This is a genomic window from Sphingomonas radicis (genome assembly GCF_051400635.1).
In the GTDB taxonomy this organism is placed as follows: Bacteria; Pseudomonadota; Alphaproteobacteria; order Sphingomonadales; family Sphingomonadaceae; genus Sphingomonas.
This window is the reverse complement of the sequence record NZ_JBLFFG010000002.1, coordinates 823635-850298: the sequence shown is the minus strand read 5'-3', so window position 1 is coordinate 850298 and position 26664 is coordinate 823635. Positions and strand designations below refer to the sequence as shown.

Below are 26664 nucleotides of genomic sequence, written 5' to 3'. Positions count from 1 at the left end.
GGGCCGGGCTGGCGGGCTGGCGGAATTCGGCAGATCCAGCGGTTCTTTCTGCGCTGATGCGCTAGCCGGAGCTGCTCCGGCTAGCTCGAACCTGATCGTCTGCCCATCCGGGTAGCAAGTGGAGGTCAGCGCGTGCCAGTAGGCCGGCGCGCGCCGGGCTTGCGGCCGAAGCCGATGCTCCTGGCTAAATTGCTGCGCAGTTCGGCGTAGCTCGGCGCGACCATCGGATAGTCTGCCGGAAGATCCCATTTGGCGCGGTACTGTTCCGGCGTCATCTGAAAATGCGTTCTCAGGTAACGCTTCAACATTTTCAGCTTTTCGCCGGCCCAGAAACTGCCGGCAGCTTTGCGTCCAAATCGCGGTCGTTCAGGCGGGTTGCCGTCGATCTTGAAAGCCGCCCTTCGTTCACCGTGATGTCAGTGTTGGCATCCGCCGCTGCACGCGACGCAGGAGCCGTCCAAAGTACGCCGGCGTAGCATCGGCAGCTGTCCCGTTGCGGCGGGGGAGCGCGGATCCTGGGAGGCGATAATCGCTCGGCGCCCAATCAACCATTCAAAATGGCTACAGTTCTGGCCGCCGCTGTTCAGCTGGGCTCGGGTCGGGCCTGGAGATCGGTGGTCAATGCGCCGTCCTTGCCCTTCCAGGCATAGACCGCCCAACAAGCGCTGCCGGGGCGCGCATTCGTGCAGCTGCTACGGCTCACCCAGATCTCCGCGTCCGTCCTGCCACCACGCTGGACCAGGGCCGGCTGGCCGCCCAATACGCTGATCGGGTCGGAATAGCCCTTGCGGGAGAGGTGCAGGCGAATGTCGCAGCCGGCGTTCGCGCAGAAGGCGGTGGCCGCGCCGCGGCAGTCGAGCGGCTGCGGGTTGAGCACATAGTCCATTGCGCCGTCGCCATCGAGGTCCGCAGCCATGATCCCGGCAGACGCGGGATTGGCGAGCGTGCCACCGAGCTTCGTGCACTGCCCCGGATAGGCGGCGATCGCCGCCACCACGGGAGCCGGCAGCGCCGGAGCGGCCGCGGCGGGTGCGCCGACGGTCTGGCCCTGCATCGCGGACATAAAGCCATCGAGTCGCTGGCGGAGCTCCGCGATCCGCTCGGAGTAGGCGCGAGCCAGGCAATTGCGGTCCACGCCGCACTCGCGGCGGCGCGCGAGAAAGGCCTGCGCCTCGTCGTGGCGGGCGCCGCTCGCTCCCATAAGGAGCGGGGCCTTCTGATATGCGTACCAGAGCCCGGCCATTTCGCTGTCGAGCGCGGAAAGCGCGGGGGTGTTGCAGACGGCGATCTCATCCCGGGTGCGCGCCTTGGCGCAGTCAAAGCTCGCCGCCGAAGCCGGTGCGGCCAGCCAGCCTAGACCGATCAGCGCGATGGCCGATGTGATGAATGTGCGGATCATGCCCTTCTCCCATTAAAGCGGCGCCGGCCGGCTCAGCCCGACGGCAGTGCGCAGCCGCCTCCCTGCCGAATTCCGGCGAAGCGGCCTCCGATCCAGTCGACGATCTGGTCGGCGCTGCCGGTTGCGATGCCGAGATGGTCGGCGTTCATCTCGATCAGGCGCACCGACGTCCCACCACGGCAGAGCCGCCGCGCGAAATCGCGGGTCACTGCGGGCAGCACGACCGTGTCCGCGGTGCCCTGCGCGATCAGCACCGGGACATCTCGCGGGATCGATACCGGCGTGTTGCGCGCGATGATGTCGCGCCAGGGCGAGATCCGCGTCGGATCGGCGCGCAGGAACTGCTTGGGCATCAGGTGCAGGCCGAGACCGTCGACGAGCAGGCCGAGTGGATTGGTCATGCAGCCGTCGCCGATGAGACGCACGCCAGGAAGCGCCTTGGGATCAATAACCGTCGTGAGATCGAGATCATAGACCTTGGACCAGGAGAGCAGCGCGAGCGCGGTAAAGGCCTTGCCGCCCGGTGTGGTGAGATCAGCCTCGAACAGCTGGGCGAGCTCGCTCGCGGGCGCGGCGGCGGCGACGCCGAGCAGCTTGAGGTCGGGCGCATATCGGGCGGCGAGCTGACCGGTCCAGAGCGCAGCGTGGCCTCCCTGCGAATGTCCCCAGACGACGAAGCGCGCGCCCGCGCCGGCCACCGTCCGCGCTGCACGCACTGAGTCGAGCACCGACTGCGCAGCGCTCGTACCGACCAGATATGGGTGCGGCCCGTCGGTGCCGAGCCCCTGATAATCGGTGGCCGCGACGACGAAGCCCTCCCGGACGAGGCGTGCGAGGTCTGGAACGGTGCGTTCGAAATGCGCGCCGCTCGAGGGCGCGCACTTGCGCGCGATGCCGGTCGTCGGATGCGCCCATGCCACGGTCGGCCAGCCCGCGGCCGGCGGCGGCCGATCGGGCGCGACGATCATGCCGGAGACGACAACCTGCTCGCCGTTCACGCCGCTGGAGCGATAGATTACACGCCATGCACGGGCGCCCTGGACATTGGTACGAATCGGTTCGGCGCTGACGATGCTTCCCGGCGGATTGGTGATCATCGCGCCGGAGAAGGATCGGCGTGGCGGGGCTTCCTGCGCCGCGGCAGATGGTGCGGCGACCAGAACAGTCGCTGCGACGAGTGCCGGCAGGAACGTGCGCAGTTCGACCATTTTCCTCTCCCGACCGTTTGATGCTCTAGTGAAGCAGGCCAACGAGCACTAAAGCATGATAGTAAATATTCGTAGTACTTTCATGTGTAGTATTTTCTTGGCAATGCGCTTCATCTAATCTGACTCGGCTTGGCAACAATCGACGACTTTGTCGTGTCGGTGCGGCATGCATCGCCTTTCGCCGTGAAATGACGCAAATGTCATGGGGGTCGAGCCGCTCGAGGCGCGTCCCCATCCCGGGCATTCGTCGTGGTAATCCGCGGATGTCCGCTTTGGCTATTGTCGAACGAAAGCCGCCAGGCCGCTCCCGGCCCATACCGGCCGGCCGGGAATGCGCCCCAATTGTCGTCGTTCCGGCATCCGTTCGTTGTTCCCGAAAGCAGTCATTCAGTCGCAATGTGAAGCTCCACCAGCGAATGCTAAGCCGTGCGCTCCGAACTCAATGGAAGGCGGCCGAGTCGCTCGCGGGGAAGCTTTCGTCCAGGGCCTCCTCCAGTTCCGCCTCGCGCGCGTCAGAAAGCCGCCCGGCGAGCCAGAGCGCCAGGTTGCGCACATAGGTTCGGATCGCGGTTTGCGCTTCCGGCGAATGGGCGAGCCCGTCGCCGGGCAGTTCGCTAACGAAGCTGGGGCAACCCCTGGTCGGGTCCCAATTATAGTCGGCAAAATGGTGGAAGGTGGACTCAGCGATTGCGGGCCCGTCGCCTGACGACGGCTCAAAGGCCACCGCGAGATTGAACCGTCTGCCGCTCACCTTGCTCACCCCTGTGGCGATCACGCGCGCGTTCGGATCGCCCGCTGGCACATCGACTGCCCCTTCGTGTGGATGCGAAGGCAAGTAGCGGATCAGCCCGCCGGGCGCTTCGGGATCGCGCAGTACAGGATGCGGCTCGCCGACGATGTCGATCTCCTGGAAATCGCCGTTCGCGCCGGAATGATAGTTCGGCCAGAGGATATAATTGGTCTCGCGATCATCGATGATCCGACGCGCCTCGTCCGGTTCCGAATTCTTGCTGTGGAAAAAATGCGCTTCGCCCACGCCGCCCAGGGTGCAGACCGAACAGCCCAGGTCCATATGGTCGCGCGTCACCAGCAGGCCCGCGCCGTTCTTCCGAAACCGGCTGATCGCCGCGCAATCCTCCGGATCGAGGCCATCGCCGGTATCGACTGCAAACAACCAGAGTTCGTCATAATCGGATCGGTCGATCGTCGAGAGTATCGGATCCGGGCTGCCTGGCGCGGTGCGATCCCGGGCCGTCACCTCGCACAATGGCGCTCCGTCCTCGTCGGTTAGCCCGGCAAGATAGTCGCGCAGCATAGAGAAGCGGCCGATATTCCAGTCGTCCTCGATCCCCGGAATCGTCGTCTGGAGCAGGATACGGATCGGCGACGCCATTGCTACCTCCCTGAATGCTGGAAGAGCCGGACAGGTGGGACGCTCGACTGCCATTTCGTTGGCCGCAGGGTGAAATCGGAAAAACCCCTGCGTTCATCATCCCTGTCACGTCCGATTAACACGGCTCCCCAAGCTGCTCCAATGCTTCGACCGGAGCCTCGGCCGTCTTGTGATGGATTTGCGCGGCGGCCGCATCTGGCCAGGGGAAGGGAGCAGCCAAGACCTTGGAAGGTGCGGGGCTGAACCAAGGGACAGGTGACGCTCATGGGCCCTCGAGCCCATCTCCGGTGAACGTATTTTTCAGGAGGAACACATGGCATTGCTCACAGGCAAGACCGCGATGATCACGGGCGGCACCAGTGGCATCGGCCTCGCTATCGCAACGCTGTTCGCGGCGGAGGGCGCGCAGGTGATCGTCTCCGGGCGCCGCGAAGATGCGGCGAAAGAAGCGACACGGCGGATCGGAGCGCGGGCCGCGTACATCCTGGGCGATGTCGCTGATCCTGAATTCCACGCCCGGGCAGCCGACGAGATCGTCGATCGGTTCGGCGCGCTCGACATTTATGTCGCCAATGCCGGAATAAACACGATCCGCCATTCCGGCGAGGTGCCCGAAGCGGAATATGATGCACAGTTTGCGACCAATACGCGCGGCGTGTTCATCGGCGTCCAGAAGATCGCGCCGATCCTGCGCGATCAGGCCGCCATCGTGATCACCGGCTCTCTCGCCAGCGAGAAGGTGCTTGACGGTCATGCCGTCTATGCCGGCTCCAAGGCGGCGATCGGCGCCTTCGCGCGGAGTTGGGCGCTAGAGCTCAAGGACCGCGGGATCCGCGTCAATGTGTTGAGCCCGGGACCGACCGATACCGAGATACTCGGCAAGCTCGGCGTCACGCCCGAGCAGCGCCCGGCCTTCGAGGCGCAGATGGCGGCGGCGATCCCGCTGGGGCGGCTCGGACGCCCGGAGGAACTTGCCAATGCGGTGCTGTTCCTTGCGTCTGACATGAGCAGCTTCATCACCGGCGTGAACCTGCGCGTCGATGGCGGGATGGCGCTCCTTTAGAGTTCGATTATCCCTCGCCGCGCGGCGACCGTCACCGCGTGGGTGCGGTCGCTAACGTCCAGCTTCGCGAATATGCTCTTGAGATGCGCTTTCACCGTCTCTTCCGAGAGCGACATGGCATGGCCGATCTCCTTGTTCGCCTTGCCTTCGGCGACGAGGCGCAGCACTGCGACTTCACGCCCGCTCAGGTTGTCGTCGGTGACGTGCATGGCGATCTCAGCGGCGACATCGCCATGCACGTGGCGGCGCCCGCGATGGACATTGTATATCGCATCGAGCATCTCGGTCCGCAGGCTGCTCTTGAGCAGATAGCCCGTAGCTCCCGCCTTGAGCGCGCGCACTGCCTGTACATCACCGGCATAGGTGGTGAGGACCAGGATCCGGGCATCGGGGAAATCGGTACGAATCGCAGTGATCGCATCGAGGCCGTTCATCACCGGCATCTGCAGGTCCATCAGCGTCACATCGGGCCGCAACTCGCGGTAGCGCGCAACTGCCTCGGCGCCGTCACGCGCCTCGCCGATCACGACCATGTCGGTGCGGCCCTCGAGGATCGAGGTGACGCCTTCGCGCAGGATCGGGTGATCGTCGACGATCAGGATGCGGATGGGCGAGGCGCCCTTGTCAGGCGGCATGGCTCGGTTCTTTCCTTTTGCGACCAAGTCGGGAGAAAAGCCGCGAGCGCCGGTCGGGCGCGTGATCGGCGAAGGCGAGCCGGGCAGGCAAGGTCATGGTAATCGCGCATCCCATGCCCGGGCGGCTGTCGATCGAGAAGCTGCACCCGATCCGCCCGGCGCGCTCGCGCATTCCGACCAAGCCGAAATGGCCGGACTTGTGGCCCTGCGCGACCACTTCGGGCGGCATGCCCACGCCATCGTCGCGGATCTCCACGCCGAGCTGGCGATTGCCGAAGCGGACGGCGATCTCGACAGCGCTTGCATTGGCGTGCCGGCAGACGTTGAACAGCGCCTCGTCGACGATCCGCCCGAGCTCGACCGCGACGAGGGGTTCGACCGGGCGCTGCCGGCCTTCGACCACGATGCGCACGCCGATCGCCGGATCGAACCCCGCCGCCACCGCGCGCTCCTTGAGCAGCTCCGGCAGGTCTCCCTTGTCGCCGGCGCCGCGCAGATCCTGAACCCGATTACGGCCCTCGGCGATGATGTCGTCTGCGCGCGCGAGCGCCGATTCGAGTTGGCTGCGTGCCGGCCCCTCCGGCGGCATCTTGTTGGCGACCGACTGGAAGCGGAGCACCAGCCCTTGCACGCTTTGCAGCAACGTGTCGTGCAACTCGCGCGCGATCCGCTCGCGCTCGCCCATCCGCTCCTCGAGCCGTGCGCGGATCCCGCCGGCGACGTGCGCCATGCGCAGCCGATAAGCGAGCCAAAGCAGCGCCAACACGACCGCCGCGCACAAAGCGAGAAACCACTTCGACTGGACGAAGGTGGGCGGGATGACGAATTCGACCGTGGCACCGGCTTCGTTCCACACGCCGTTGTTGTTCGCCGCGATCAGCTGGAAGCGATAGATGCCGGGAGCGAGATTGGTGTAGAAGGCTTGGCGCCGCGTGCCGGCTTCCACCCAACCGGTGTCCTGTCCCTCGATGCGGTAGCGGACTTGGGCGGCGCGCGGATTGGAGAAGCTCAGCACCGCGAAGTTGATTTCGATATTGGAGTGCCCCGCGGGGAGGGTCACGTTGACCGGGTCGCGATAGATCCGATCCGCGACGAGCGCGCCGACTGCCACCTTGGGTGGACTCAGGCTGCGCTTCACGTCCTTAGGGTCGAGCCATAGCGTGCCTGTCTGGGTAGCGATCCAAAGGCGTCCGTCGCCACCCTGCACGATCGCGTTGCGACTGTGCGAATGGGGGCGGCTTCGGAGGCCATCCGCCGCGTCGAACACCTGCATGGGCGGTATCCAGGCGGGTTCGACAAAGGCACGGTCGAGATCGGCCGAACGCAAACGCAAAATGCCTGCCGGGCTGGCGAGCCAGGTGTCGCCGGTAGCGGTGCGAACCGCGCCGTTGACCCCGCTGAACAGCGGCAATCGAGGCGCAGTGACCGTGCGAAACACCGTGCCATCGAAGCGGGAGAGACCAAACTCTCCGCCGACGAGAAGGGCGCCGGAAATATCGCGGTTGAGCGAGATGTCGTCGGGCGCATATCGGCCGAACGGAAGTGGAAAGGACTGCCGGGCGAGCCCATCGAGCCGGCTCAGCACGTGATCGCTCCAATGAACGACGATCCGGCCCCGATCGTCGGTCATCATCGAACGCGGCGCAAATGGCTGGCCCGGCGCGCCGGTGATCCGCTGCCAGCGTCCCTGATGCAAGCGCGCCATCCCGCCCAGCCAGGCGCTTACCCAGAAATCGCCGCGCCCGTCGAAGGCGCAGTCGTACACGACATAGTCGAGCGGGACGCGCGGCCCAGGACGAATGCTGCCATTCCGCCAGATCATGATCGGCTTGCCCGGATTTGGACCGGTCGCGTTTCCATTGTTCAGGCCGATCCAGATCGCGCCGTCGGGTGCCTCGCAAAGCGTACGGGGTTCGTTGCCTGGGCTTCGGAAGATCGGCTCGGGACGCGCGTTTGGCCGTACGCGATATATAGTCGCTGCTTGTCCGATATAGACACTGCCGTCGGATGCACGCAGCAACAGGTCGCCGTAGGCGGCGGGCTGGGCAAGCCCGGGTTCGTAGCGCAGGGTCGCCGGCCAAAACCGATCGAGACCGTTTTGGGTGCCCGTCCAAACATTGCCTTCCGTGTCCTGGAAGACCCGGGTCGTTGCGTTCGACGACAACCCGTCGCGCGCCGTGTAACGCTCCACCCGCGCAGTGGCCTCGGCCTTGGTCGCGGCTCCGCGTGGGTCTGGTCGGGTCACGCGTTGCAGTCCGCCATAATAGGTGGCGATCCACAGATTCCCTTCGCGATCGAAGCGCGGCCAGCCGCGAATCTCCCCCGCGTCGGTCGCGTACGGATAGCGCAGCCGCGGCGGTGCGCCCCGAGCGCCGGGGCCGGTCAGCGGATAGCTGCCGTGCACGTCGCTGATCCAGACGCGCTCCTGTGGATCCAACGATAATCGCCCCTGGGCATCCGGATCGTGACGGATGAATTCGAACCTGGCGGCGCCGGGACGCAACCTCGCCACCTTGCCGGACAGCGCGAAACTGATCCAGGCAGTCCCGTCCGCGCTGACCACCATGCTGAACGGATTGTCGAGCGGTGCGCCGGCTTCAGTGCCGAACGAAGCCCAGCGACTCGCCCGGTATCGCAGCAGAGGCAGTCCTATCTTCTCGGTCAGCACCCAGATCGTGCCATCGACTGTCTCGTGCATCGCCAGCACACGATCGGGCGAAGGCGGCGCGTCGAGCAGGCGCAGCCGACCGTTGCGATAGACGGCGAAGCGGCCCGTACGCTCGAAATTGGTCCAGACATCGCCGTTGCGTCGGACGAGGATCGCCGATGGCGCCCCTTGGGCGACAAGGTCGATGCCGGCGCTCACCGGCTCGAAGCGGATGCCATCGAAGCGGAAAAGCCCCACCGCGGCAGCGATCCACAGATAGCCGCGCTGATCCTGAGCCAGCGCAAACACCGGTCGCGGAGCCTCGCTTTCCTCGCTCCAGCGCTGGTGGGTGTAATGCGCCATCAGGCGAGGCGAACCCGTATCGAGACCGGCCGCCGCGATGGCGACCGGCTGTAGCAGCAGCGCCGCGGTGAGAAGGGCCCCGATCAGCTGCATCGTCGTTCTAGCAACTCCCCGGAATCCCCCGCTTGAGCCTAATCCGAAGCAACCGGCCTTTGCCGTCAGGCGCGCCGGCGATGCTACCCCCGAATGGGGGAGTGGAAAATCCCCGGAGCGAAGGCTGGCCCGGGCGCGCATGAGGGCTATCGCCTGAGTGTGCCCAAATTGATCCTACGCTATCCGGACGGCCTTTTCGGCGTCGCGCTATTGCTCCTGCGGCTGTGCTATGCCGTGATCGCGCTTCCGGCGCTCGCGCGCCTTTGGCCCGCGCCGTCGATCACGGCGCCCATGGGGCTCGGCGCGGCAGCGATCGCGCTGGCGCTTATATCAGGCTTCGGCGCGAGGGCTGCGGCGCTGCTGCTCGCGGCCGTGCTGGCGATCGGCGTTGGCGGTGCGCGAGGAGATCTCGCATGGTTCCTGGCCAGCTGCTCGGGTGGGGCCGTGGCGCTGATGCTGCTCGGCCCTGGCGCCTGGTCGATCGACGCGCACCTCTACGGCCGCCGCGTGATCCGGCTGGAGCCGCGGTCCCCGGAACGGGGAGGTCCGGCTTAACCGGGTTCGGGATTATGCACGGGTGCCCGTCATGAGAGATTTGCCTGTCTCCAGCCACACCAGCCCGGAGGTCGCATGATGAACGAGGGATTGCAGATAAACCCGCCCGCCGCGCAGGATCGACCGCTGGTGGTGATCGTCGATGACGATGCCGCCGTTCGCACTTCGATCGAGGAATTGATGCTCTCGGTGGGGATAGATGCGGCAGGCTTCGGCTCGACGCGCGAGCTGCTCGAGGCGAAGTTGCCCGAGCGGCCCGGCTGCATGGTGCTCGACGTGCGCATGCCTGGATCAAGCGGGCTCGATCTGCAGCAGCATCTGGCGGCAGCGGGCAATGCCAAGCCGATAATCTTCCTGACCGGACATGGAGATATCCCGATGAGTGTGCAGGCGATGAAGGCCGGCGCCATCGACTTTCTTACCAAGCCGGTGCGCGATCAGTCGCTGCTCGACGCGGTGACACTCGGCATCGAGCGCGACCTTGCGCAACGCGTCGGCGCGCAGGTCACGAAGCTCCAGGTCGATCGGTACGGAACGCTCTCCCCGCGCGAGCGCCAAGTGCTTCGCCAGGTAGCGCAAGGTCGGCTCAACAAGCAGATCGCCTTCGACCTCGGCATCAGTGAAGTCACGGTGAAGCTCCACCGCAGCAGCGTGATGCGCAAGATGGCGGCCAATACGGTCGGTGAGCTGATCCGCGCCTGGGACCTGCTGCCCGAACCCCTTAGGCACGAGGGGACCTAGACCATGGTATGGTACCAACGCGTTGTGAATTCAGCGACATCCGGAGGCGGGCGCGGCTTGCGCGTCGAGAGGGACCCTCCGCTTGTCCAGACCATCGGTGATCGCGATCGTGGATGACGACGAGGCCGTGCGCGACGCGCTGTTCGACCTGCTCCAGGTGGAGGGGCTGCCTGCGCGCACCTTCGAAGGAGCGGCGCCCTTTCTCGAGGCGTGTGGCGATTTCGACTGCGTGATCACCGATGTCCGCATGCCCGAGACTGACGGGATCGAGCTCCAGCGCCGGCTGCGCGCCGGCGGTTCGGCGATGCCGGTGATCTATGTGACTTCGTGTGACGAGGAAGCGTTGCGCACCCGCGCACTCCAGGGCGGCGCGGCCGGTTGGTTCACCAAACCGGTTGACGACGAAGCGCTGCTCGGAGCCCTCAGGGCGCTGCTTCCGCGATGCTGACCGGCTCGGCAGCAGTGCAGGACGCGCCCGAGTCCGCCTGCTGGCAAGTCGATCTGTCGCACGTCCGCGCCCTGATCGACACGGTCTCCGCCGGGGGCGAATGGGTCGATTGGGTCGCCGCGCTGCTGCACGGCGCGCGCATCGTCGATGCCAATACGCGCAGTCTCGAGCTCGTCGGCGCCCCCTTGGCGCGCGAGATCATTCTTGGACAGCCGGTCGCCAGTTTCTGCCCCCAGGAAAGCTGGAATGCCCTCGCCGCGCTGATCGTCGCGGTCGCCAACGATCCGATGCACGCGGCGCGCACCCAGGCGGTCAATTCCTTCATGCTGCGCGACGCTACGCTCACTGTGTGGGGTGCGCCGGGTGCGGCCGACACGATATGGGTGCAGGTGGATGGCGAGATTGCGGATGACCGCTCCTTCTGGGCGGTACGCGCCAGCGAGCAGCGCTATCGCCGGCTGATCCACCATCTACCCGGCGCGCTGCTCCAGGTCGATGCGCGGCCGATGGATGCCATCTTCTACCAGCTGCGAGCAGGGGGCGTGACGGACATCGTCGCCCACCTCGACGCGCATCCCGCTTTGGTCGAGCAGGCCTGCGCGATGGTGCGCGTGACTGACGCGAATGGCGGTGCTGCCCGGCTGATGGGAGCGGGTGGGGTGACGGATCTGATCGGTCCGGTCGCTTTCGTCTTTGCCCGGGCGTCGGAGACCGCGCGCAACGTCACCATCGCTCATTTCGAGGGGCGACGCAGCCATGTCGAACGGATCAAGCTCGAGACTTTCGACGGCCGGCTGCTCGACGTCGAGCTGACTGTGACCTTCCCTATGCCGCCAGAGCGGCTGGATGTGACCTTGCTCACGCTCGAGGACGTGACCGACAAGCTTCGCACCGAGATGCAGCTCCGCCAGCTCCAGGAGGAGCATGCCCGCGCCGCGCGCATCTCCACGCTTGGCGAACTCGCCAGCTCGATTGCGCACGAGGTCAACCAGCCGCTCGCCGCGATCGCGATGAATGCCGAGACCAGCCTCCGCTGGCTGTCGCGCGACGAACCCAATCTCGCCAAGGTAGAGCAACTCACCCGGCGCATCGCTGACAGCGCCCGCCACGCCGGCGAGATCGTCAAGCGCATCCGCGGCATGGCCTCGCGTCATGTGTCCGAGTTGGCGCCACTCGACCTAAACGCAGTGGTAGAGGAGGCGCTGATGTTCGTTTGCCACGACCTCGAGGCGCGGGCGATCCTGCTATCGGTGCGGCTCGATATAGGCGTGCCGCGCGTGCTCGGCGACCGCGTCCAACTCCAGCAGGTCGTAGTCAACCTTCTGGTCAACAGCCTCCAGGCGCTGGCGGGCATCGAGAAAGGCCGGATCGAGCTTGCCACCGGTCCGGACGGTGCCGGCGGTGTGCGTTTCTCGATTCGCGATACGGGGCCTGGCATCGCTGCCGAGAATATTGATCGCGTGTTCGAGGGCTTCTTCACCACAAAGGCGGAGGGGATGGGTATCGGCCTGGCAGTCTGCCAGTCGATCATCGCCGCGCATGGCGGAGCGATCGCGGTGGCGAACCATGAACAGGGTGGCGCCTGTTTCCATTTCTGGTTGCCAGCGATTCCCGCCTGAACGTCCGGCGGCGCTGGGGACGCCGCCGGACGCCCCGTGCCTCAACTGCGCAGGAACGCGAGCAGATCGGTGTTGAACCGGTCCGCATGCGTAGCGGTCAGGCCGTGGGGAAGGCCCGGATAGAAGATCGTCTGCGCACCCTGCACCAGCTTGGCCGATTTATAGGCCGAGTCAGCGATCGGCACGATCTGGTCGTCCTCGCCATGGACAATCAGCGTAGGCACGTCGAACTTCTTCAGATCGTCGGTGAAGTCGGTTTCGCTGAATGCCTTGATGCAGTCATGGGCATTCTTCAGGCCGGTCTGCATGCTGATCAGCCAGAACTCGTCGAGCAGGCTTTGCGACACGTTCGCGCCATCGCGATTGGCGCTGTAGAACGGGATCGCAAAGTCCTTGTAGAATTGCGAGCGGTTGGCGAGGATGTCGCGACGCAGGCCGTCGAACACCGCGACCGGCAGCCCCTCGGGATTGCCCTCGCTCTGCACCATCACCGGCGGCACCGCGCCGAGCAGCACCGCCTTCTTGACGCGCTTCGTGCCGTGGCGGCCGATATAGCGCGCGACTTCACCGCCGCCGGTCGAATGGCCGACCATGACGATGTCCTGCAGGTCGAGCGCGTCGAACAGCTCGGCCAGGTCGTCGGAATAGCCGTCCATGTCGTTGCGGGTGCTGGTCTGCGCCGACTTGCCATGACCGCGGCGATCATGCGCAATGCAGCGATATCCCTGCTCGGCGAGGAATTGCATCTGGATACTCCAGGCGTCCGAACTGAGCGGCCAGCCGTGGGAAAAGGTGACGACGGGGCCCTTGCCCCAGTCCTTGTAGTACATCTCGTGTCCGTCGCTGGTGGTGAAGATCGGCACCGCAGGTCTCCTTGAATAAGCGCCGCGCGGCCCGCTGCGGGCCGCCTGGTGGCGAGGGGAAGCTAGGCGGGAGGCCTTTCGCGCGGCGACCGCACCGGAGGCGCGATCTGCCCCAACGCGAGGAGAGGGGGAGTTCGCCGATGGTTTGGCCGACCAGGGCATAGCGGCGGATTTGCGTGTCGGGGCAGGCTCGATCCCACATCCGGCCGGACTGACCTGCACCTGGGCATAGGGTCGCCTGCCCAAAAGCGAGCCTGGCGCATCCTTGCGTACGATGGAGGCGCCACGGCCGATCCGCGATCTTCCTTCCATGCCGAGGCGCCATGCCGGTGCCGGGCGGAGGAGAGCAATCATGCGCATCGTCGTCGCTGGAGGGACCGGTCTGGTCGGAACCAAGGTCGTCCGCCAACTCGAAGCGGCGGGCCATGATGTCGTGGTCGCCGCGCGCTCGACCGGTATCGACATCGTCACCGGGGCCGGACTCGATCGGGCACTCGAGGGTGCCGAGATCGTCATCGATGCCTCCAACCCGGGCTATGTAGATCCGGTGGATATGCTGCGCTTCTTCGAGGCAGCCGGAGCCACGCTTCTCGCCGCCGAGCACATGGCGGGCATCGGGCATCACATCACTTTCTCAGCGATCGGCGCCGAGCGGATCGGCAGCGGCTATTACCGCGGCAAGCACGCGCAGGAGGCGTTGGTCGTGGCTTCCGGCATTCCCTTCACCATCGTCCGCTCGACCCCGCTCTTCGAATATATCGACGCCATCCTTGACGCCGGACGGAGCGAGGAATCGGTCCGCGTGCCGCCGCTCAGCGTCCAGCCGATCGCCACGGATGACGCTGCGCGGGTGCTGATGCAGGTGGCGCTTCGCGATCCCATTAACGCAATCGTCGAGGTCGCGGGCCCGAACATCTATGCGTTGCCCGATCTCGCCCAGCAGATCCTGACGGCTGCCGAGGATTACCGCCCCGTGCTGGTCGACGTCGCCGCACCCTTCTTCGGCGCGCGGCCGGGAGTCGATGCGCTGGTCACGGGCGAGACGGTGCGCTCGGGCGACACCGGTTTCGAACATTGGCTCCAGCGCTCTCTCGCGCCGGCCTGATCCCCAACGGAAAGGAAGAGACATGAAGATCGTAGTGATTGGCGGTACCGGCCTGATCGGCTCGAAGACCGTCGCCCTGCTCGCCAAAGACGGGCACGACGTGTTCGCGGCCGCCCCCAATACCGGCGTGAACACGCTGACCGGCGAGGGTCTCGATCGCGCGCTGGAAGGCGCCAACGTGGTGATCGACGTTTCCAATTCGCCGACGCTCGACGGCCCGGCGGCGCTCGATTTCTTCGAGAAGGCGGGGCGCAATATCGCCGCGGCCGAGAAGCGGGCAGGAGTGCGTCACCACATCGCGCTCTCGGTGGTCGGTACCGATCGGCTTCAGGCCAGTGGCTATTTCCAGGCGAAGCTCGCTCAGGAAAAGGGGATCTCCGCCTCGGGCGTCCCGTTCACGCTGATCCACGCCACCCAGTTCTTTGAGTTCCTGCGCGGCATCGCCAATTCGGCGACCGAGGGCAACACGGTCCGCCTCCCGTCCGCGCGCTTTCAGCCGATGGCGGCGCAGGATGTCGCGGCCGCCGTGGCCCGGGCTGCGCTCGTTGAGCCGGTGGACGGCATGATCGAAGTGGCGGGCCCTCAGGCCTGGCGCATCGACGAACTCGTCGCGCGGGTACTCGCGTTCGACGAGGATCCGCGCCGCGTGGTCGCCGATCCGGCGGCGCCCTATTTCGGTGTCACGATCGACGACGCCTCACTGATGCCCGGGCCCGATGCCCGGCTCGGCACCACCGGCTTCGACTGGTGGCTCGCCAATGTGCCCGCGCCGGTGACGAAATGAGCGCGCGTGCTATCCCCGCGGGCGAGGGCATGCCGGTGCTGCGCCAACTTTGCATCTTCCTCGCCGTGCTGCTCGGCGTCGGCGGCCTGGCGAATGGCGCCTACATGCTCGTCTCGCCGATCGGCTGGTATTTCGCCGTGCCCGGCGTGACCACCACCGGTCCGTTCAACCAGCACTTCATCCGCGACATCGGAATCATCTTCCTGTTCATCGGCGCGGCGTTCCTGATCGGCGCGTTCCGGCGCGAGGTGCGCCTGGTGCTGTGGGGTGGGGCGACGCTCTGGCTCGCCTGCCACGCCCTCTTCCACCTTTGGGAAGTCGCGGTGGGAATCTGCGGCCCCTCGGTGCTGCTGCGCGATTTCCCTGCCGTCTCGCTGCCCGCGCTGATCGGCGCCGGCCTCACCCTGTTCGCGCTGCGCGACCGTCGCGCCGCCCGCAACCTCTGACCCCCAAGCAAGGAGACTATCCATGACCCCCCGTATGAACATCTTCCAGGTCGCGCCCGAAGGAACCAAGGCGATGATCGGCGTCGAAGCGGCGATCGAGAAGAGCGGCCTTGAGCACAGCCTGCTCGAGCTGGTGAAGATCCGCGCCTCGCAGATCAACGGCTGCGCCTTCTGCATCGACATGCACGTGAAGGACGCAATCAAGAACGGCGAGAGCCACCAGCGCATCCACCTGCTCGACGGTTGGCGCGATTCCCCGGCCTTCACCGATCGCGAGCGCGCCGCGCTCAATTGGACTGAAGTGGTCACCCGCATCGGCAAGAGCCATGCACCGGATGCCGACTACGCCATGCTCCAGGCCCAGTTCGACGAGGCCGAGATCGCTTGGCTGACGCTGTCGATCGGCGCGATTAACTTGTGGAACCGGGTGCAGATCAGCCTGCGCGCCGTCCATCCCGTCGAGGCGCCGGCGGCGGCCGCTGCCTGATCGGCGGGGCCGCGGGGCCACCCACTCTGCGCCCTGCGGCCCCCCTTTTAGAAAAGGACGACGCGATGCTCTGTCAGCCTGAACCGCCCGCAGCCGAAATCCTGCCGCCCATCGAAGGGCCGCAGGGCAATAACGAGTTCGCGGTCGCTGCCGCAGGAGTGCTCCACGATTTGGGCAACCTGATCCAGATCGCGAGCTCCGCACTTAACATCATCGCCCGCGCGCCGGAAATGCCGGGGAGTCGCCGTGATCCGATCCTGCATCGCGCTCGGGCCTCGCTCGACCACGCTGGCACGATTGTTCGGCAGTCCGTGGTGCGTGCCCGCGATACCGCCGCGCTGCTCCCGCGCTGCGATATCGCCAGTTGTCTGGCGGACATCGCAACGCTGATCGTCGCCCGCGAAGATGCGGGACTGACCCTCGACATTGCGATCGAACCGGGGCTGCCCGATATCGCCTGCGACTCCACCGGGTTGCGCCGCGCAATGCTCAACCTGGTTCTCAATGCACGCGATGCGATGGGCGGGCAGGGGAGCGTGCGCATCGACGCCCTCGCCGTGGCCGGATCGGTCGACATCCGCGTCGGTGATCGCGGGTCCGGTATGCCGCCCGAAGTGCTCGCGCGCGCCTTCGATCCATTCTTCACCACCAGGCGCGACGGCCTGGGTGGCATCGGTTTGCCCATGGTCGAACGCTTTGTCCGCGGTGCAGGCGGCAGCGTCTCGATCGAGAGCGAGCTCGGCGTCGGAACCGTTGTCACCCTGCGCTTGCCCACCCTTCCCCAGGAGACCAGATCATGAAACTCTATTACGCCCCCGGCGCCTGCAGCCTGTCGGGCCGGATCTCGCTGCACGAGGCTGGCCTCGCCGCCGAGTTCGAGCGGGTCGACATCAAGACCAAGACCACCGAGCACGGTTATGACTATGTCACGATCAACCCCAAGGGTTACGTGCCCTTGCTGGTGCTCGATGACGGCAATGCGGTGAGCGAGAACACTGCGATCCTCGAGTTCATCGCCGGCATGGATCCGGGACTGGCGCCGGGCGGCCCCCTCGGTCGCACCCGGCTAATCGAGATGCTGTCGTGGCTCTCGACCGAGTTGCACGTGGCGTTCAAGCCCCTCTGGCATTCCGAGGATGAGGCAGAACGCGCCTCGGCCAGCGAAGCTGTCGCCCGGCGGCTGGCGCTGATCGAAGAACATATTAACGAGCTCTATCTGTTCGGTCCGCGCTTCACGGTGGCCGACGCCTATCTCTTCGTCATGCTGCGCTGGGCGCAGGCGTTCGACGTGCTGATATCGCCGTCGATGCTCGGCTATTTCCAGCGCGTCGCCGAACGGCCCACCGTCCGCCAGGCGCTTCTCGAGGAGGGGTTGTTCGTGCCGCTTCCCTCGATCGACACGTCTTCGATCGAGGCACTGATATGAAGGTTGCGGTGATCGGCAGCCGCGGCCGGATCGGCGAGCGGCTGGTGCGCAACCTGCGCCAGGAGGACCTTCGTGTCGTCGAGGCGTCGCGCCGCACCGGCGTCGACAGCGTCACCGGGACGGGGCTGGCAGAAGCGCTGGACGAGGCGGAGGTGGTGATCGATGTCACCAACGTCTCGCCCGATGACGGCGATGCGGCGCTGCGCTTCTTCGAGACCTCCAGCCGAAACCTGCTCGAGGCGGGACGCCGCGCCGGAGTGCGCCATCACATCGTCCTGTCGATCGTCGGTACCGACGGCCTGCTCGCCAGTGGCTATTTCCGCGGCAAGAAGGCGCAGGAGGAGATGGCCGCCGGATCGGGCATTCCGTTCACGATCCTGCGATCGACTCAGTTCTTCGAATTCGTCCGCGATGTGGTGCAGGCCGGTACGGTCCGCGACATTTCCATTGCGCCGGCGCTCGTCCAGCCGATCGCGGGCGAGGACTTGGCCGACATGCTAGCCGACGCGGCATTAAGCGATCCGTTCAATGACATGGTGGAAGTCGCCGGGCCGGAGCAGCTACGGCTCGATCAGGTGGCAGCCGAGATCGCCACCGCCTTCGAGGATACCCGCCGGATCGTAGTGGATATTGGTGCGCCCTATTTCGGCGCCGCACTTGGCGAGCGCTCGCTGCTGCCCGGTCCCGGGGCGCGTATCGCGACGCTCAGGTTCGACGACTGGCTGCGTGACAGCCTGCAGCCGCCCCGACTCTCCATGCCCGTCAACTAAAGCCCTAAAAGGAGACCCTTCATGCGCTGTGCCAGCCTGCTGCTTGCCGTAGCCTTGTTCCTCTCCGGTTCCGCTTTGGCTCAGACCCAAGCCACGCCCGACAAACCGGTAATCGTGCTCGTGCACGGCGCCTTCGCCGAAAGCTCGAGCTGGGATTCGGTCATCGCCCGGCTCGAGAAGGACGGCTATGCCGTCATCGCCGCCGCTAATCCCTTGCGCGGGGTCGCGAGCGACGCCGCCGCCGTCTCGGGTATCGTCAAGTCGATCAAGGGGCCGGTCGTGCTGGTCGGCCATTCCTATGGCGGCCCGGTGATTACCGAGGCGGCCAACGGCAATGCCAATGTGAAGGCGCTGGTCTATGTCGCCGGCTTTGCGCCCGACACCGGAGAATCAAGCCTCACGCTCTCCGCGAAATTCCCGGGCAGCACCTTGGGCGACAGCCTGACGACGATCGCGCTCCCCGATGGCGGGAAGGATCTCTACATCCGTCCCAAAAAGTTCCGCGCCCAGTTCGCCGCCGACGTTCCCGAAGCGCAGGCCGCGACGATGGCGGCCACGCAACGCCCTGTAACGCTGTCTGCGCTGGGCGAACCGTCGCGCGTCGCCAGCTGGAAGACGCTGCCATCCTACATGATCTACGGCACCGCCGACCGAAATATACCTCCCGCGGTGATGAAGTTCATGGCCGAACGGGCGCGTGCACGGAAGGCGGTCGTCATCGAGGGCGCCTCGCATGCGGTGATGGTGTCTCACCCGGGCGAAGTCACCGAGCTTATCGAGACTGCCGCTTCGGGCAGATGACCCCTGCCACCACGACATGGCCTTCATTACTGGAGAATTGGAATGACAGGGACCGGCCAGAAAGTGTGGCTGATCACGGGGAGCGGCCGTGGGCTTGGACGCCATTTGGCGGAGACCGTGCTCGCAGAGGGTGACCGGCTGGTCGCCACGGCCCGAGACCTTGAGCGCCTCGCGGATTTGCAGGGTCTGTACGGCGATCGAGTTACGCTGTTCGAGCTCGATGTAACCGATCCCAATGCGGCTACCCTCGCCGTCCAGCACGCGGTGGAGCAGTTCGGCCGGCTTGACGTGCTGGTAAATAATGCCGGCTATGCCGAGATCGCACCGTTCGAGCAGATGCCGGAAGCAGCCTTCAAGGCAGTGGTGGACACAAATTTCTATGGTGTCGTCAGCCCGACGCGCGCGGCGATTCCAGTGATGCGCGAGCAGCGCTCTGGGTTGATCGTCAATATCTCGTCCAGCTCGGGTCGAGTGGGCCATCCAGGTAGTGCGGCGTACTGTGCCGCGAAATTCGCAGTCGGAGGGTTCTCCGAGGCCGTCGGCAAGGAGGTGGCACCGTTTGGCGTACGGGTAGTGGCAGTTGAACCCGGCAGCATGCGGACCGAATGGACTCGCGTGGCGAGCGCCCGAGATCTGGACGTGCTCCCCGACTACCAACCGACGATCGGCAAATTGCTCGAATTCGCGAGAGGCTTCGCTGGGCATGAACCAGGCGATCCGGGCCGGTATGCGGCGGTGATTTTCGCCCTGGCGGACAAGCCGGACCTACCCGAACACCTTGTCCTAGGCCCCCATGCGGTAGCCATGATCGAGGCGGCCGAGGACAGGCGCAGACAGGTTGCTGCGGAGTGGCTGCCGGTCAGTCTATCTACCGACTTCGAGGGTGCGGAGATGCCGAGAAGCATCGGAAAGTTGATTTCTTACGAATAAGAGGCACGGTGTTACGCATCGCAAAGGCCGGTCGGGCGTGATCCGATTGAGCGCCATGCGGGGGCAGATCTCCATCGGCTGTCGTTTCCAGCCGTTCGGAAGCAGACCGCCGGCTTGCCTGAGGGTCAGCGGTCAGACCGCTGAGACCGATGTCGATCGGCAGCTATGGACCATCTCGCGCCCAAAAGCGGACCGACCACTCACGGCCCATACCGGCCGGACGGGAATGCGCCCTCATTTGAGACGTTCAGGCGTGAATAATAGCACCCAAAAGCGGACGAAACTCACTCAGGTAGTGTCACGACCAACAGATAGTTCGAACCTTCCGGGCGCGCCATAGACCGCCGTCTGCCGCCGCATATCCCTCAAGAGCCGTCTCTGTTACGCAGTACGCCGGTCGGAGAATGGAGAGATCGGAGGTCGGATGATCCGGCTCAGCGCTCTCGTTGCGGCCCAGTGCAGCCTCTTCGACGTTCTCACCGCCGGGGGAGCTGGCACTCGCTCAGATTGGCCAGCCAGCGACCTTCAGAGGCTAATAATCCATCACCAATCTAGCTATCACTTGACGAGGTTGGACATAAACGAAGGCGTTATCGCCTGCCACTTCCCAGCCGTAAGCATTAAACAGGTTCGTGGCCTGAAGGCGGAAAAGGACGGTCGACCGACCGACCGCGAAGCGGTCGCGCAGTCCAACGTTGAACGTCGTGTAGGGTGCAACGCGAACCCGGTTGAGCGCGTCCGCCGTGTTCGGCCCGACATGCTCGACGGTAGCGTCGACAGATATGGAGGATGAAGGCGGACGCCAATCAGCACTGGCGACGAGCTTGCGGGATGGCACGTCGATCGGCCGGCTGCCAATCGCACCTGAGGAGACTTCGTCACCTGTCAAGCGAGCCTGGATAAGAGATCCGCCTGCGATCAGCGTCAACCCAGGCACAGGCGACCCACTCAAAGACGCCTCGACTCCTGTATGTCGCACGGTGCCCAACTGCCGAAACAGATTGCTCCCAGCAACACCGTAATAGGGTCGTTGAATATCGAATATGCCGGCGATCAGCGCCATCCCTGCGGCACGGATTTTCGCGCCGGCATCGAATTGTCGCGTGCGTATCGCGGGCGGCGCTTCATCGCGATTTGCCGCAGCTTCCGGCGCCACGTCGCTCTCCTCAAGACCCCGCGTCAACGAACCATAAAGCGACACCTGAGAAGTCAGATCGATCGTGGCAGTCGCGTTGATCAGCCAGGGCCTATCGCGCGACTCTGGTGCGGGGCCGCCTGGCGCGGTCACCCGCTTGCTGTAGTCGACCTTCTGCGCGCCGAGGCTGAATTGCCCAAGACCGCTCACCCGCACCTGATAGTCCAGGCCGATCGACCATTGGCGAACGCGGTCGCGGGATTGAGCCGAAAAGGCAAAGTCCGGCCTGGCGACATAATCGGCCTCTCCGAACGGCGCAAAGCCGACCGCGCGTCGGACTGAACCGCCGTATCGGCGGTCTTGCGCGCGTCCGCGCACCACGAGCTGGACGCGATGTTCAAAAGCGTTCGTGGAGAACATGCGCGCCGCACCTAGCTCTCCGCTGCTCGAAACCCCGGCTCGACCCGGATAGGCGCTGACGATGCGATCCGTCGGCGTTCCCAATGGTCCGGCGCGAAGGAAGATATTGTGGCCCTCCCGCACCTCGTTGTCCGACCTGAACAGTCCGGCCCGCACCGCAAAGCCGGCGATGCTGGTGCGTCCCATCGCGCCGAACGTGTAACGCTCGGTCTCGACATCCGCCCAAGGCTGACCCAGGAAGCGCCGCCGCGTCAGGCGGTCCGGTGTCTCGACGCCGTTACCCAGGATGATGGGGTAAATATCCTCATCCGCGATGCGCGTGCGGCTTGCGAAGAGTTTCATATCGGTGCCACGCATTGGCTGCCAGTGCGCGATAGCGGCGAAGTTGGTGATGTCGGCGTTGTTGCCCGACGGGTATTCGCTCCGGCTGAAGCTTGCGCCTGCGCCGACACTCAGCACATCGCTGATCGGCAGGGCCGCGTCTATCTCGACTAGCGCGCCACCCCAGCTGTTGGCTTGGATCACTCCGCTCAATATTGCATCGTCGCCGGGCGTACGAAGGCGATAGTCTACTATGCCCGATGGCGCCGGAAAGGCATAGCTGACTGCTGAGGCGCCGACCCTGATCCGGTTGCCTTCCACGAGCCTTGGCGAAAAATCGCCTTGGCGGTCGAAATACAAACCTTCCAATCGCACATTGCCGGCGTCGATCGGAGAGAAGCCACGCACGGAGTTTGGATTGTAGATGCCGAGCACTTCGCCGCCATCGTTGGAACCGAAAGCATCCTCCGCGTCGGCGATCGCGTTATCGTCGGCCCTCTGAGCGAGCACGGGCGAGCCGGCCAGCAAAGTGAGTAGCGATACAGCGGTCAGACCTATCCTAGCAGTAAAGTATGACATCCGCTGATAATCACATGTCGAACGCTACTTGACCTCGCACATAGGTCGTTGCGATGATGTGCGTATGGCGCACAGCTCATACGATCTCCCGCCGCTCGATGGCCTTACGGCGATGCTAGCAGCGGCGGAGGAAGGATCGTTCAGCGCGGCTGCCGCGAAGCTAGGTCTTACGCACGGCTCGGTCAGTCGCCGGATCGCATCGCTTGAGCATTGGCTGGGTGCGTCACTCTTCGAGCGGCATGGCAGAGGTGTCCGGCTGACCCCGGCGGGGCTCCGCTTTGTCAACGCTGCCCGGCAGAGCCTCGCCGGATTATCGCAGAGTGCCGAGCAATGGCGGCCGAGACGCGGCCGTCAGACCGTCCGAATGTCGGTCGTCCCGTCATTCGCGCGGCTCTGGCTGCTGCGCCGCCTCCCTGTCATCGAGCGAAACGACACGCATATCGACCTGTCTCTCGATCATCGGGTAATGGACCTGGATGCCCGGGAAGCCGACGTCGTGGTCCGCTACGGGCGCGGCACATGGGTTGGCGTCGAAGCGAGGCAAATTGTCGAGGAAACGCTCGCGCCGGCCGCTTCGTCCGACCTGCGCAGCCGAATGAGCGCCGCGCCGGCGATTGCCGAGTTGCTTCAATGGCCTCTGCTTCACGACTCCGATATATCGCAGTGGCGGGCGTTTCTGAGCAGGTTCGGGATCTCGTACCGGCCGCGATGGCAGGATCGTCGTTTCGAGGATTATGATACGGTGCTCGCAGCGGGAGAGGTGGGGCTCGGCGTCGCGCTGATTCGTCAACCCCTTGCGGCCGACTGGCTGATTGACGGGAGGCTAACGACCATAACGTCTGAGAATATGAAGAATCCCGCCAGCCACTTCGTTTGCGTGCGTGCGGGAGAAACCCGCCAAGCCGTCCTGACACTGCGCGATCGGATTCTTGCGCTCGCGGTCGAGGAGGGTCGCGACGAAATTGCGTAATCGGCGAAACACATCCCGCTGCAAGGCGTCCGCAGCCCTAACCAGGCACACGCTGCCAAGCGGTTAGCGGCTCAAATTCGCGCCGTGGAGGCTGTCACTGCTTGCCATCGTCGGGCAGACACCACAGCGGATTGAGGCCGCAAAGCCGGTCCAGCATTGGTGCATAATGGTTCTTGATCGCGGCCATCTCCTTTTCCCCGAGGTGCTGGACAGCGAAACCATGAGGCCCCTCTTGGATGATGAAGGTCAACGGATTGATGCTCGGCTTCACCCCGCCGAGCGCCTGATTGGATACATTGGGCGCATAGTGCATGATGTGCGGGTTGGTCGACGTCTCGACGTCTCCCGAATTCTCGGGATCGATATAGGTCCGCAGGATCGGGGAGAGCATATACGACACGCCGCCGCGATCCGGCGCCTTGTAGTATCCCGATGCATACCGCTGCTTGATCAGCTTCTTGAGATCGGCAGGTGGGGTGCCTTGCGCCTGGAACTCTGCCGCGTCGAAGAACACCCGCATGTTGGCCTTCGATCCGACCTCGTCGAACGCGATCGGATAGATGATATCGGTCCGGTACTCGGTGAACGACCAGTTCCCGCGAAATGCATCGTCACCGATTCGGGCGAGGAAGGCGTGAAAGCCGTTCGTCCCGGCCCGGGCGACCTCAAAGCCCTTGCGCGGGTTGAGCACGTAGATCGTGGCCCGCTCCTGCAGATGCCGCGGCAGCGCGCTCTCCGCCACCTGAATCTCGAGGTCGCGTGGCAAATGGAAGGAATCGACGACTGGGCCCGTCCGCACGATCGATCGCGCTGGTTCGCCTTCATTTCCGGCGCTTGGCGGTTCGGACGAACATGCGGCGACGATCATCGCCGCGATGCAGGTTGTCGTCAGGCGCCATTTGATCATTGCTGATTCCTTGTCTGTCACGCGCGCCGCACGGCGGCTCTTAGCGGTCAGTTGCCCAGATCGTCGGAAACGCCGGCGTTCAGGCGCGGCCATTGCGCGATCGGCCGTCCGTCAATCCGGAACGGATGCACGCGGTCGTTTTCCCCCCAACCTTGCGGCCAGCCCGGCGGCGACACCTCCTGCTCCTCCTGTCGCCCATAGACGGTGAGGTCCAGCAACCGGTAGCTATTGTCCATCGCCTCGACACCGCGACGCGTCGTCCAGTACGTCTCAAAGACATCGGACCCTTGGCGCAGGTAGCAGATGAGATACATGCTGCCGGCTTCGCGGCCAGCCAGCAGGGTGTCGAGTGAATCCGTGACCGAATACCACGGCACGTCCCACCCCATGAAATCGCGATACCGCACGCTCTCTTCGTACGGCCCCTGGCAGAACGTGGCGTAGGTCACGTCGCGGGAATGCAGGTAGCTCAGCTCACGGACTTGCGAGGTGAACCATGTGCATCCCTGGCATTGCCTTGCTGCCGGCCTGCCGATGAGCCACATTGTAGTAATAGGCGATCAGCATTCGCCGGCCCTCGAACGCATCCAGCAACGTCGTGGGGCCATTTTTGCCGACAATCCGGGTGGCTCCGTCCACCGCAACCATTGGAAGCCGGCGCCGCGCAGCCGCGATTTCGTCGCCTGCGCGCGTGTGCGCCTTTTCCCGCACTCGCAGTACATCCAGCTCCGCCTGAAAATGCGCTCGCTCCACTGCCTTTGGCGCGGCTGTTTCGCTTTCGGAGATGCGCATCTTTCCTCTCCACATTTGATCGTGGTGCCATCGCTCAATCGCTTGCTTTCCAGCCATGCACCAGCAGCGCGAAATTACATGATCGAGCTTATCCTTTCCCGTGCATAGGTCGTGGAGGTTACGTGCACACCGCGCACATCTCGCAGGATCTACCTACTTGGTGGCTTGATAATGCGCCGCGTCCCACCGTCCCACACCGCGATCGGTGGGCAGCATGGAAGGCGCAGCCCGCCTGCCGCAGCATGGTCTTAAGTTTGCGCGTGACCTGATCCGTTGATAACCTGCCGCGCGCGAACCTGATGTACGCTATGCGCGATACGCAGTGCCTCCGGAAGCAAGCTGAAGGCCGGAGAAGATTGCGACCACCTCGGCCACCTTCTGCGAATGCCCGATCTGGATCGGCTGATTGCCCGCGGGGTGGCGGCGCGCGAACGGTTGGAGAGGACCGGGTCTTCCGAGACCATTCCTGCGGTGGGGCCGGACGGCGGTGATGTGGCGATGCCCTTTGCCGAAGCCTGGGACTATTATGGCCGCCGCGCCGCTCACTCCAATTACGTCAACGGCTTTGCCGTCCAGTCCTATGCCGAGGTGCTGAGCTGGGACGCGATCGGCTATGCTTCCGCGATCGAGGTGCCGGTGCTGGTCGTCCATTCGGATCAGGCGGCGATGCCGCACCTTGCGCGCCGCTTCCTCGCCGAAGTTCGCGGGCGCAAGTCCGAACTGTGGCTGACCTCGGCCAATCATGTCGACTTCTACGACAATCCGCGCCTGATCGCCGCGGCGGCGGATGCCATCGCCGCGCATTTCAACGCCTCCCGGTCGTGAGCCATCCGCGCGGCGTCGGCGCGCCTTAGCCATGGCCGCTTGCGCCGCCGATCCGCGTCATCTGCGCGTCCGCAAAGCTGGTCGCCTCGCCGCGTTCGCGCCAGGCGGCCAGCTCCGCGTTGCGTGCAGCGACGGTGCGGTCCCAAAGCTCGTAGGCGTCAGCGCCAAGCATCAGCCTGAGCGGCGGCGTTTCGCTTTCGGCCACCGCGATCATGCACGCCGCCGCCTTGTCCGGATCGCCGGCCTGGCGGCCAGCCTGTCCGTCGAGGAACGCCTCGACCGGCTGGATGACGGGACGATAAGCCTCGATCTGCTGTAGCGGCCGCATGTTGACGTCGCCCGCGAACTCGGTGCGGAAGCTGCCCGGTTCGACGATCGTGACCCGGATGCCCAGCGGCGCGACCTCGTCGCGAAGCGCCTCGCTCCACGCTTCGAGCGCGAACTTCGCCGCGCAATAGGCGCCGAACCCGCCGATCGAGACGAGCCCGCCGATGCTGGTGAGGTTGAGGATATGGCCGGAGCCCTGCGCGCGCATATGGGGCAGGACGGCGCGGGTGAGCTCGGCCGCCGCGATGAAATTGAGCTCGATCTGCTCGCGCAGCTGTTCGGGCGCGAATTCCTCCACCGCACCCAGCGATCCGCGGCCGGCAATGTTGGCCAGCACATCGATCCGTCCGAACCGCTCGATCGCTTCCTCAACGGCCTTGGTCCGCGCATCGGCATCTGTGACGTCGAGCGCAAGCGCCAGGGCTCGTCCATCGTGACGCTCCGCGAGCGAGGCCAGGCGCTCGGCCCGGCGCGCGGCGAGGACCGCTCGCTCCCCCCGCGCCAACACCGCTTCGGCCAGGGCGTGTCCGAACCCGGAAGAGGCGCCCGTGATGAACCAGACGCGATTTTCATCTGCCATTTCTGCTCTCCTATCGTCCCTCCGCAGATAAT

At 65.1% G+C, this 26664-nt stretch carries 27 protein-coding genes and 1 pseudogene; 16 read left to right on the top strand and 12 right to left on the bottom strand.

The window, feature by feature from the left end:
* Positions 1-125: 125 nt before the first annotated feature.
* The 4 genes and pseudogenes from ACMGDH_RS10950 to ACMGDH_RS10935 form a co-directional block, all read right to left on the bottom strand.
* A pseudogene (locus tag ACMGDH_RS10950) lies at positions 126-323 on the bottom strand (MucR family transcriptional regulator); the annotation flags it as partial.
* 260 nt (positions 324-583) lie between these two features.
* A complete protein-coding gene (locus ACMGDH_RS10945) occupies positions 584-1399 on the bottom strand; it encodes a lysozyme inhibitor LprI family protein (RefSeq protein WP_436827960.1) in 816 nt (271 codons plus the stop codon).
* 32 nt (positions 1400-1431) lie between these two features.
* Complete coding sequence (locus ACMGDH_RS10940; RefSeq protein WP_436827959.1) at positions 1432-2607, bottom strand: alpha/beta fold hydrolase; 1176 nt, start codon at positions 2605-2607, stop codon at positions 1432-1434.
* Positions 2608-3046: 439 nt separating this feature from the next.
* Positions 3047-4000, bottom strand: a complete 954-nt coding sequence (locus tag ACMGDH_RS10935) for a hypothetical protein (protein ID WP_436827958.1) — start codon at positions 3998-4000, stop codon at positions 3047-3049.
* A gap of 313 nt (positions 4001-4313) precedes the next feature.
* Between ACMGDH_RS10935 and ACMGDH_RS10930 the strand changes: the two genes are divergently transcribed.
* Complete coding sequence (locus ACMGDH_RS10930) at positions 4314-5063, top strand: SDR family NAD(P)-dependent oxidoreductase (protein ID WP_436827957.1); 750 nt, start codon at positions 4314-4316, stop codon at positions 5061-5063.
* Here ACMGDH_RS10930 and ACMGDH_RS10925 read toward each other — a convergent pair.
* Both ACMGDH_RS10925 and ACMGDH_RS10920 read right to left on the bottom strand, forming a co-directional pair.
* Entirely contained in the window at positions 5060-5698 is a 639-nt protein-coding gene (locus ACMGDH_RS10925) for a response regulator transcription factor (RefSeq protein WP_436827956.1), read from the bottom strand. The two genes, ACMGDH_RS10930 and ACMGDH_RS10925, sit on opposite strands and share 4 nt — an antisense overlap.
* Positions 5688-8801, bottom strand: coding sequence for a sensor histidine kinase (locus tag ACMGDH_RS10920; RefSeq protein WP_436827955.1), 3114 nt, complete (start codon positions 8799-8801; stop codon positions 5688-5690). Before ACMGDH_RS10920 ends, ACMGDH_RS10925 begins: the two co-directional genes overlap by 11 nt.
* A gap of 159 nt (positions 8802-8960) precedes the next feature.
* Between ACMGDH_RS10920 and ACMGDH_RS10915 the strand changes: the two genes are divergently transcribed.
* The 4 genes from ACMGDH_RS10915 (at position 8961) to ACMGDH_RS10900 (ending at position 12164) form a co-directional block, all read left to right on the top strand.
* Positions 8961-9356: a hypothetical protein gene (locus ACMGDH_RS10915; RefSeq protein WP_436827954.1), complete on the top strand. Its 396-nt coding sequence runs from the start codon at positions 8961-8963 to the stop codon at positions 9354-9356.
* 78 nt (positions 9357-9434) lie between these two features.
* Positions 9435-10097 (top strand): response regulator transcription factor, encoded by a 663-nt coding sequence (locus ACMGDH_RS10910; protein WP_436827953.1) that lies wholly within the window; start codon positions 9435-9437, stop codon positions 10095-10097.
* Positions 10098-10179: 82 nt separating this feature from the next.
* Complete coding sequence (locus ACMGDH_RS10905; RefSeq protein WP_436827952.1) at positions 10180-10545, top strand: response regulator transcription factor; 366 nt, start codon at positions 10180-10182, stop codon at positions 10543-10545.
* Positions 10539-12164 carry a sensor histidine kinase gene (locus tag ACMGDH_RS10900; protein WP_436827951.1) on the top strand — a complete coding sequence of 542 codons (1626 nt, stop codon included), beginning with the start codon at positions 10539-10541 and terminating at the stop codon, positions 12162-12164. The genes ACMGDH_RS10905 and ACMGDH_RS10900 overlap by 7 nt, the downstream gene beginning before the upstream one ends.
* Positions 12165-12205: 41 nt before the next feature.
* Here the strand turns inward: ACMGDH_RS10900 and ACMGDH_RS10895 are convergent, their stop codons facing one another.
* On the bottom strand, positions 12206-13027 hold the full coding sequence (locus tag ACMGDH_RS10895; RefSeq protein ID WP_436827950.1) for an alpha/beta fold hydrolase: 822 nt from the start codon (positions 13025-13027) through the stop codon (positions 12206-12208).
* A gap of 352 nt (positions 13028-13379) precedes the next feature.
* Here ACMGDH_RS10895 and ACMGDH_RS10890 point away from each other — a divergent pair, with 352 nt between their 5' ends.
* From ACMGDH_RS10890 to ACMGDH_RS10850, 9 genes are all read left to right on the top strand, one after another.
* Complete coding sequence (locus ACMGDH_RS10890) at positions 13380-14132, top strand: SDR family oxidoreductase (protein WP_436827949.1); 753 nt, start codon at positions 13380-13382, stop codon at positions 14130-14132.
* Positions 14133-14154: 22 nt separating this feature from the next.
* Entirely contained in the window at positions 14155-14916 is a 762-nt protein-coding gene (locus ACMGDH_RS10885; protein ID WP_436827948.1) for an SDR family oxidoreductase, read from the top strand.
* Entirely contained in the window at positions 14913-15362 is a 450-nt protein-coding gene (locus ACMGDH_RS10880; RefSeq protein ID WP_436827947.1) for a hypothetical protein, read from the top strand. The genes ACMGDH_RS10885 and ACMGDH_RS10880 overlap by 4 nt, the downstream gene beginning before the upstream one ends.
* A gap of 22 nt (positions 15363-15384) precedes the next feature.
* Positions 15385-15849 (top strand): carboxymuconolactone decarboxylase family protein, encoded by a 465-nt coding sequence (locus tag ACMGDH_RS10875; protein WP_436827946.1) that lies wholly within the window; start codon positions 15385-15387, stop codon positions 15847-15849.
* A 65-nt stretch (positions 15850-15914) separates the two neighbouring features.
* Entirely contained in the window at positions 15915-16649 is a 735-nt protein-coding gene (locus tag ACMGDH_RS10870) for a sensor histidine kinase (RefSeq protein ID WP_436827945.1), read from the top strand.
* Complete coding sequence (locus tag ACMGDH_RS10865; RefSeq protein WP_436827944.1) at positions 16646-17275, top strand: glutathione binding-like protein; 630 nt, start codon at positions 16646-16648, stop codon at positions 17273-17275. Before ACMGDH_RS10870 ends, ACMGDH_RS10865 begins: the two co-directional genes overlap by 4 nt.
* Positions 17272-18045, top strand: a complete 774-nt coding sequence (locus ACMGDH_RS10860; protein ID WP_436827943.1) for an SDR family oxidoreductase — start codon at positions 17272-17274, stop codon at positions 18043-18045. The genes ACMGDH_RS10865 and ACMGDH_RS10860 overlap by 4 nt, the downstream gene beginning before the upstream one ends.
* Positions 18046-18066: 21 nt before the next feature.
* On the top strand, positions 18067-18846 hold the full coding sequence (locus tag ACMGDH_RS10855) for an alpha/beta fold hydrolase (RefSeq protein WP_436827942.1): 780 nt from the start codon (positions 18067-18069) through the stop codon (positions 18844-18846).
* A 42-nt stretch (positions 18847-18888) separates the two neighbouring features.
* Positions 18889-19776: an SDR family NAD(P)-dependent oxidoreductase gene (locus ACMGDH_RS10850; RefSeq protein WP_436827941.1), complete on the top strand. Its 888-nt coding sequence runs from the start codon at positions 18889-18891 to the stop codon at positions 19774-19776.
* A gap of 532 nt (positions 19777-20308) precedes the next feature.
* Here ACMGDH_RS10850 and ACMGDH_RS10845 read toward each other — a convergent pair.
* Entirely contained in the window at positions 20309-22180 is a 1872-nt protein-coding gene (locus tag ACMGDH_RS10845) for a TonB-dependent receptor domain-containing protein (protein ID WP_436827940.1), read from the bottom strand.
* 115 nt (positions 22181-22295) lie between these two features.
* Between ACMGDH_RS10845 and ACMGDH_RS10840 the strand changes: the two genes are divergently transcribed.
* Complete coding sequence (locus tag ACMGDH_RS10840; RefSeq protein WP_436827939.1) at positions 22296-23201, top strand: LysR family transcriptional regulator; 906 nt, start codon at positions 22296-22298, stop codon at positions 23199-23201.
* A gap of 94 nt (positions 23202-23295) precedes the next feature.
* On the opposite strand, the gene ACMGDH_RS10835 is transcribed toward ACMGDH_RS10840, so the two are convergent.
* Genes ACMGDH_RS10835 through ACMGDH_RS10825 form a run of 3 tightly spaced genes read right to left on the bottom strand, consistent with a single transcriptional unit; the run spans position 23296 to position 24900 of the window.
* On the bottom strand, positions 23296-24201 hold the full coding sequence (locus ACMGDH_RS10835; RefSeq protein ID WP_436827938.1) for a hypothetical protein: 906 nt from the start codon (positions 24199-24201) through the stop codon (positions 23296-23298).
* A complete protein-coding gene (locus ACMGDH_RS10830; protein ID WP_436827937.1) occupies positions 24156-24653 on the bottom strand; it encodes a DUF899 family protein in 498 nt (165 codons plus the stop codon). The genes ACMGDH_RS10835 and ACMGDH_RS10830 overlap by 46 nt, the downstream gene beginning before the upstream one ends.
* The gene (locus ACMGDH_RS10825; protein ID WP_436827936.1) at positions 24583-24900 is read right to left on the bottom strand and encodes a DUF899 family protein; all 318 of its coding nucleotides are present in this window, start codon (positions 24898-24900) and stop codon (positions 24583-24585) included. Before ACMGDH_RS10825 ends, ACMGDH_RS10830 begins: the two co-directional genes overlap by 71 nt.
* Before the next feature lie 384 nt (positions 24901-25284).
* On the opposite strand from ACMGDH_RS10825, the gene ACMGDH_RS10820 reads away from it, so the two are divergent.
* Positions 25285-25725: an alpha/beta hydrolase family protein gene (locus ACMGDH_RS10820; RefSeq protein WP_436827935.1), complete on the top strand. Its 441-nt coding sequence runs from the start codon at positions 25285-25287 to the stop codon at positions 25723-25725.
* Between the two features lie 25 nt (positions 25726-25750).
* On the opposite strand, the gene ACMGDH_RS10815 is transcribed toward ACMGDH_RS10820, so the two are convergent.
* Complete coding sequence (locus ACMGDH_RS10815) at positions 25751-26632, bottom strand: oxidoreductase (protein ID WP_436827934.1); 882 nt, start codon at positions 26630-26632, stop codon at positions 25751-25753.
* Positions 26633-26664: the final 32 nt, after the last annotated feature.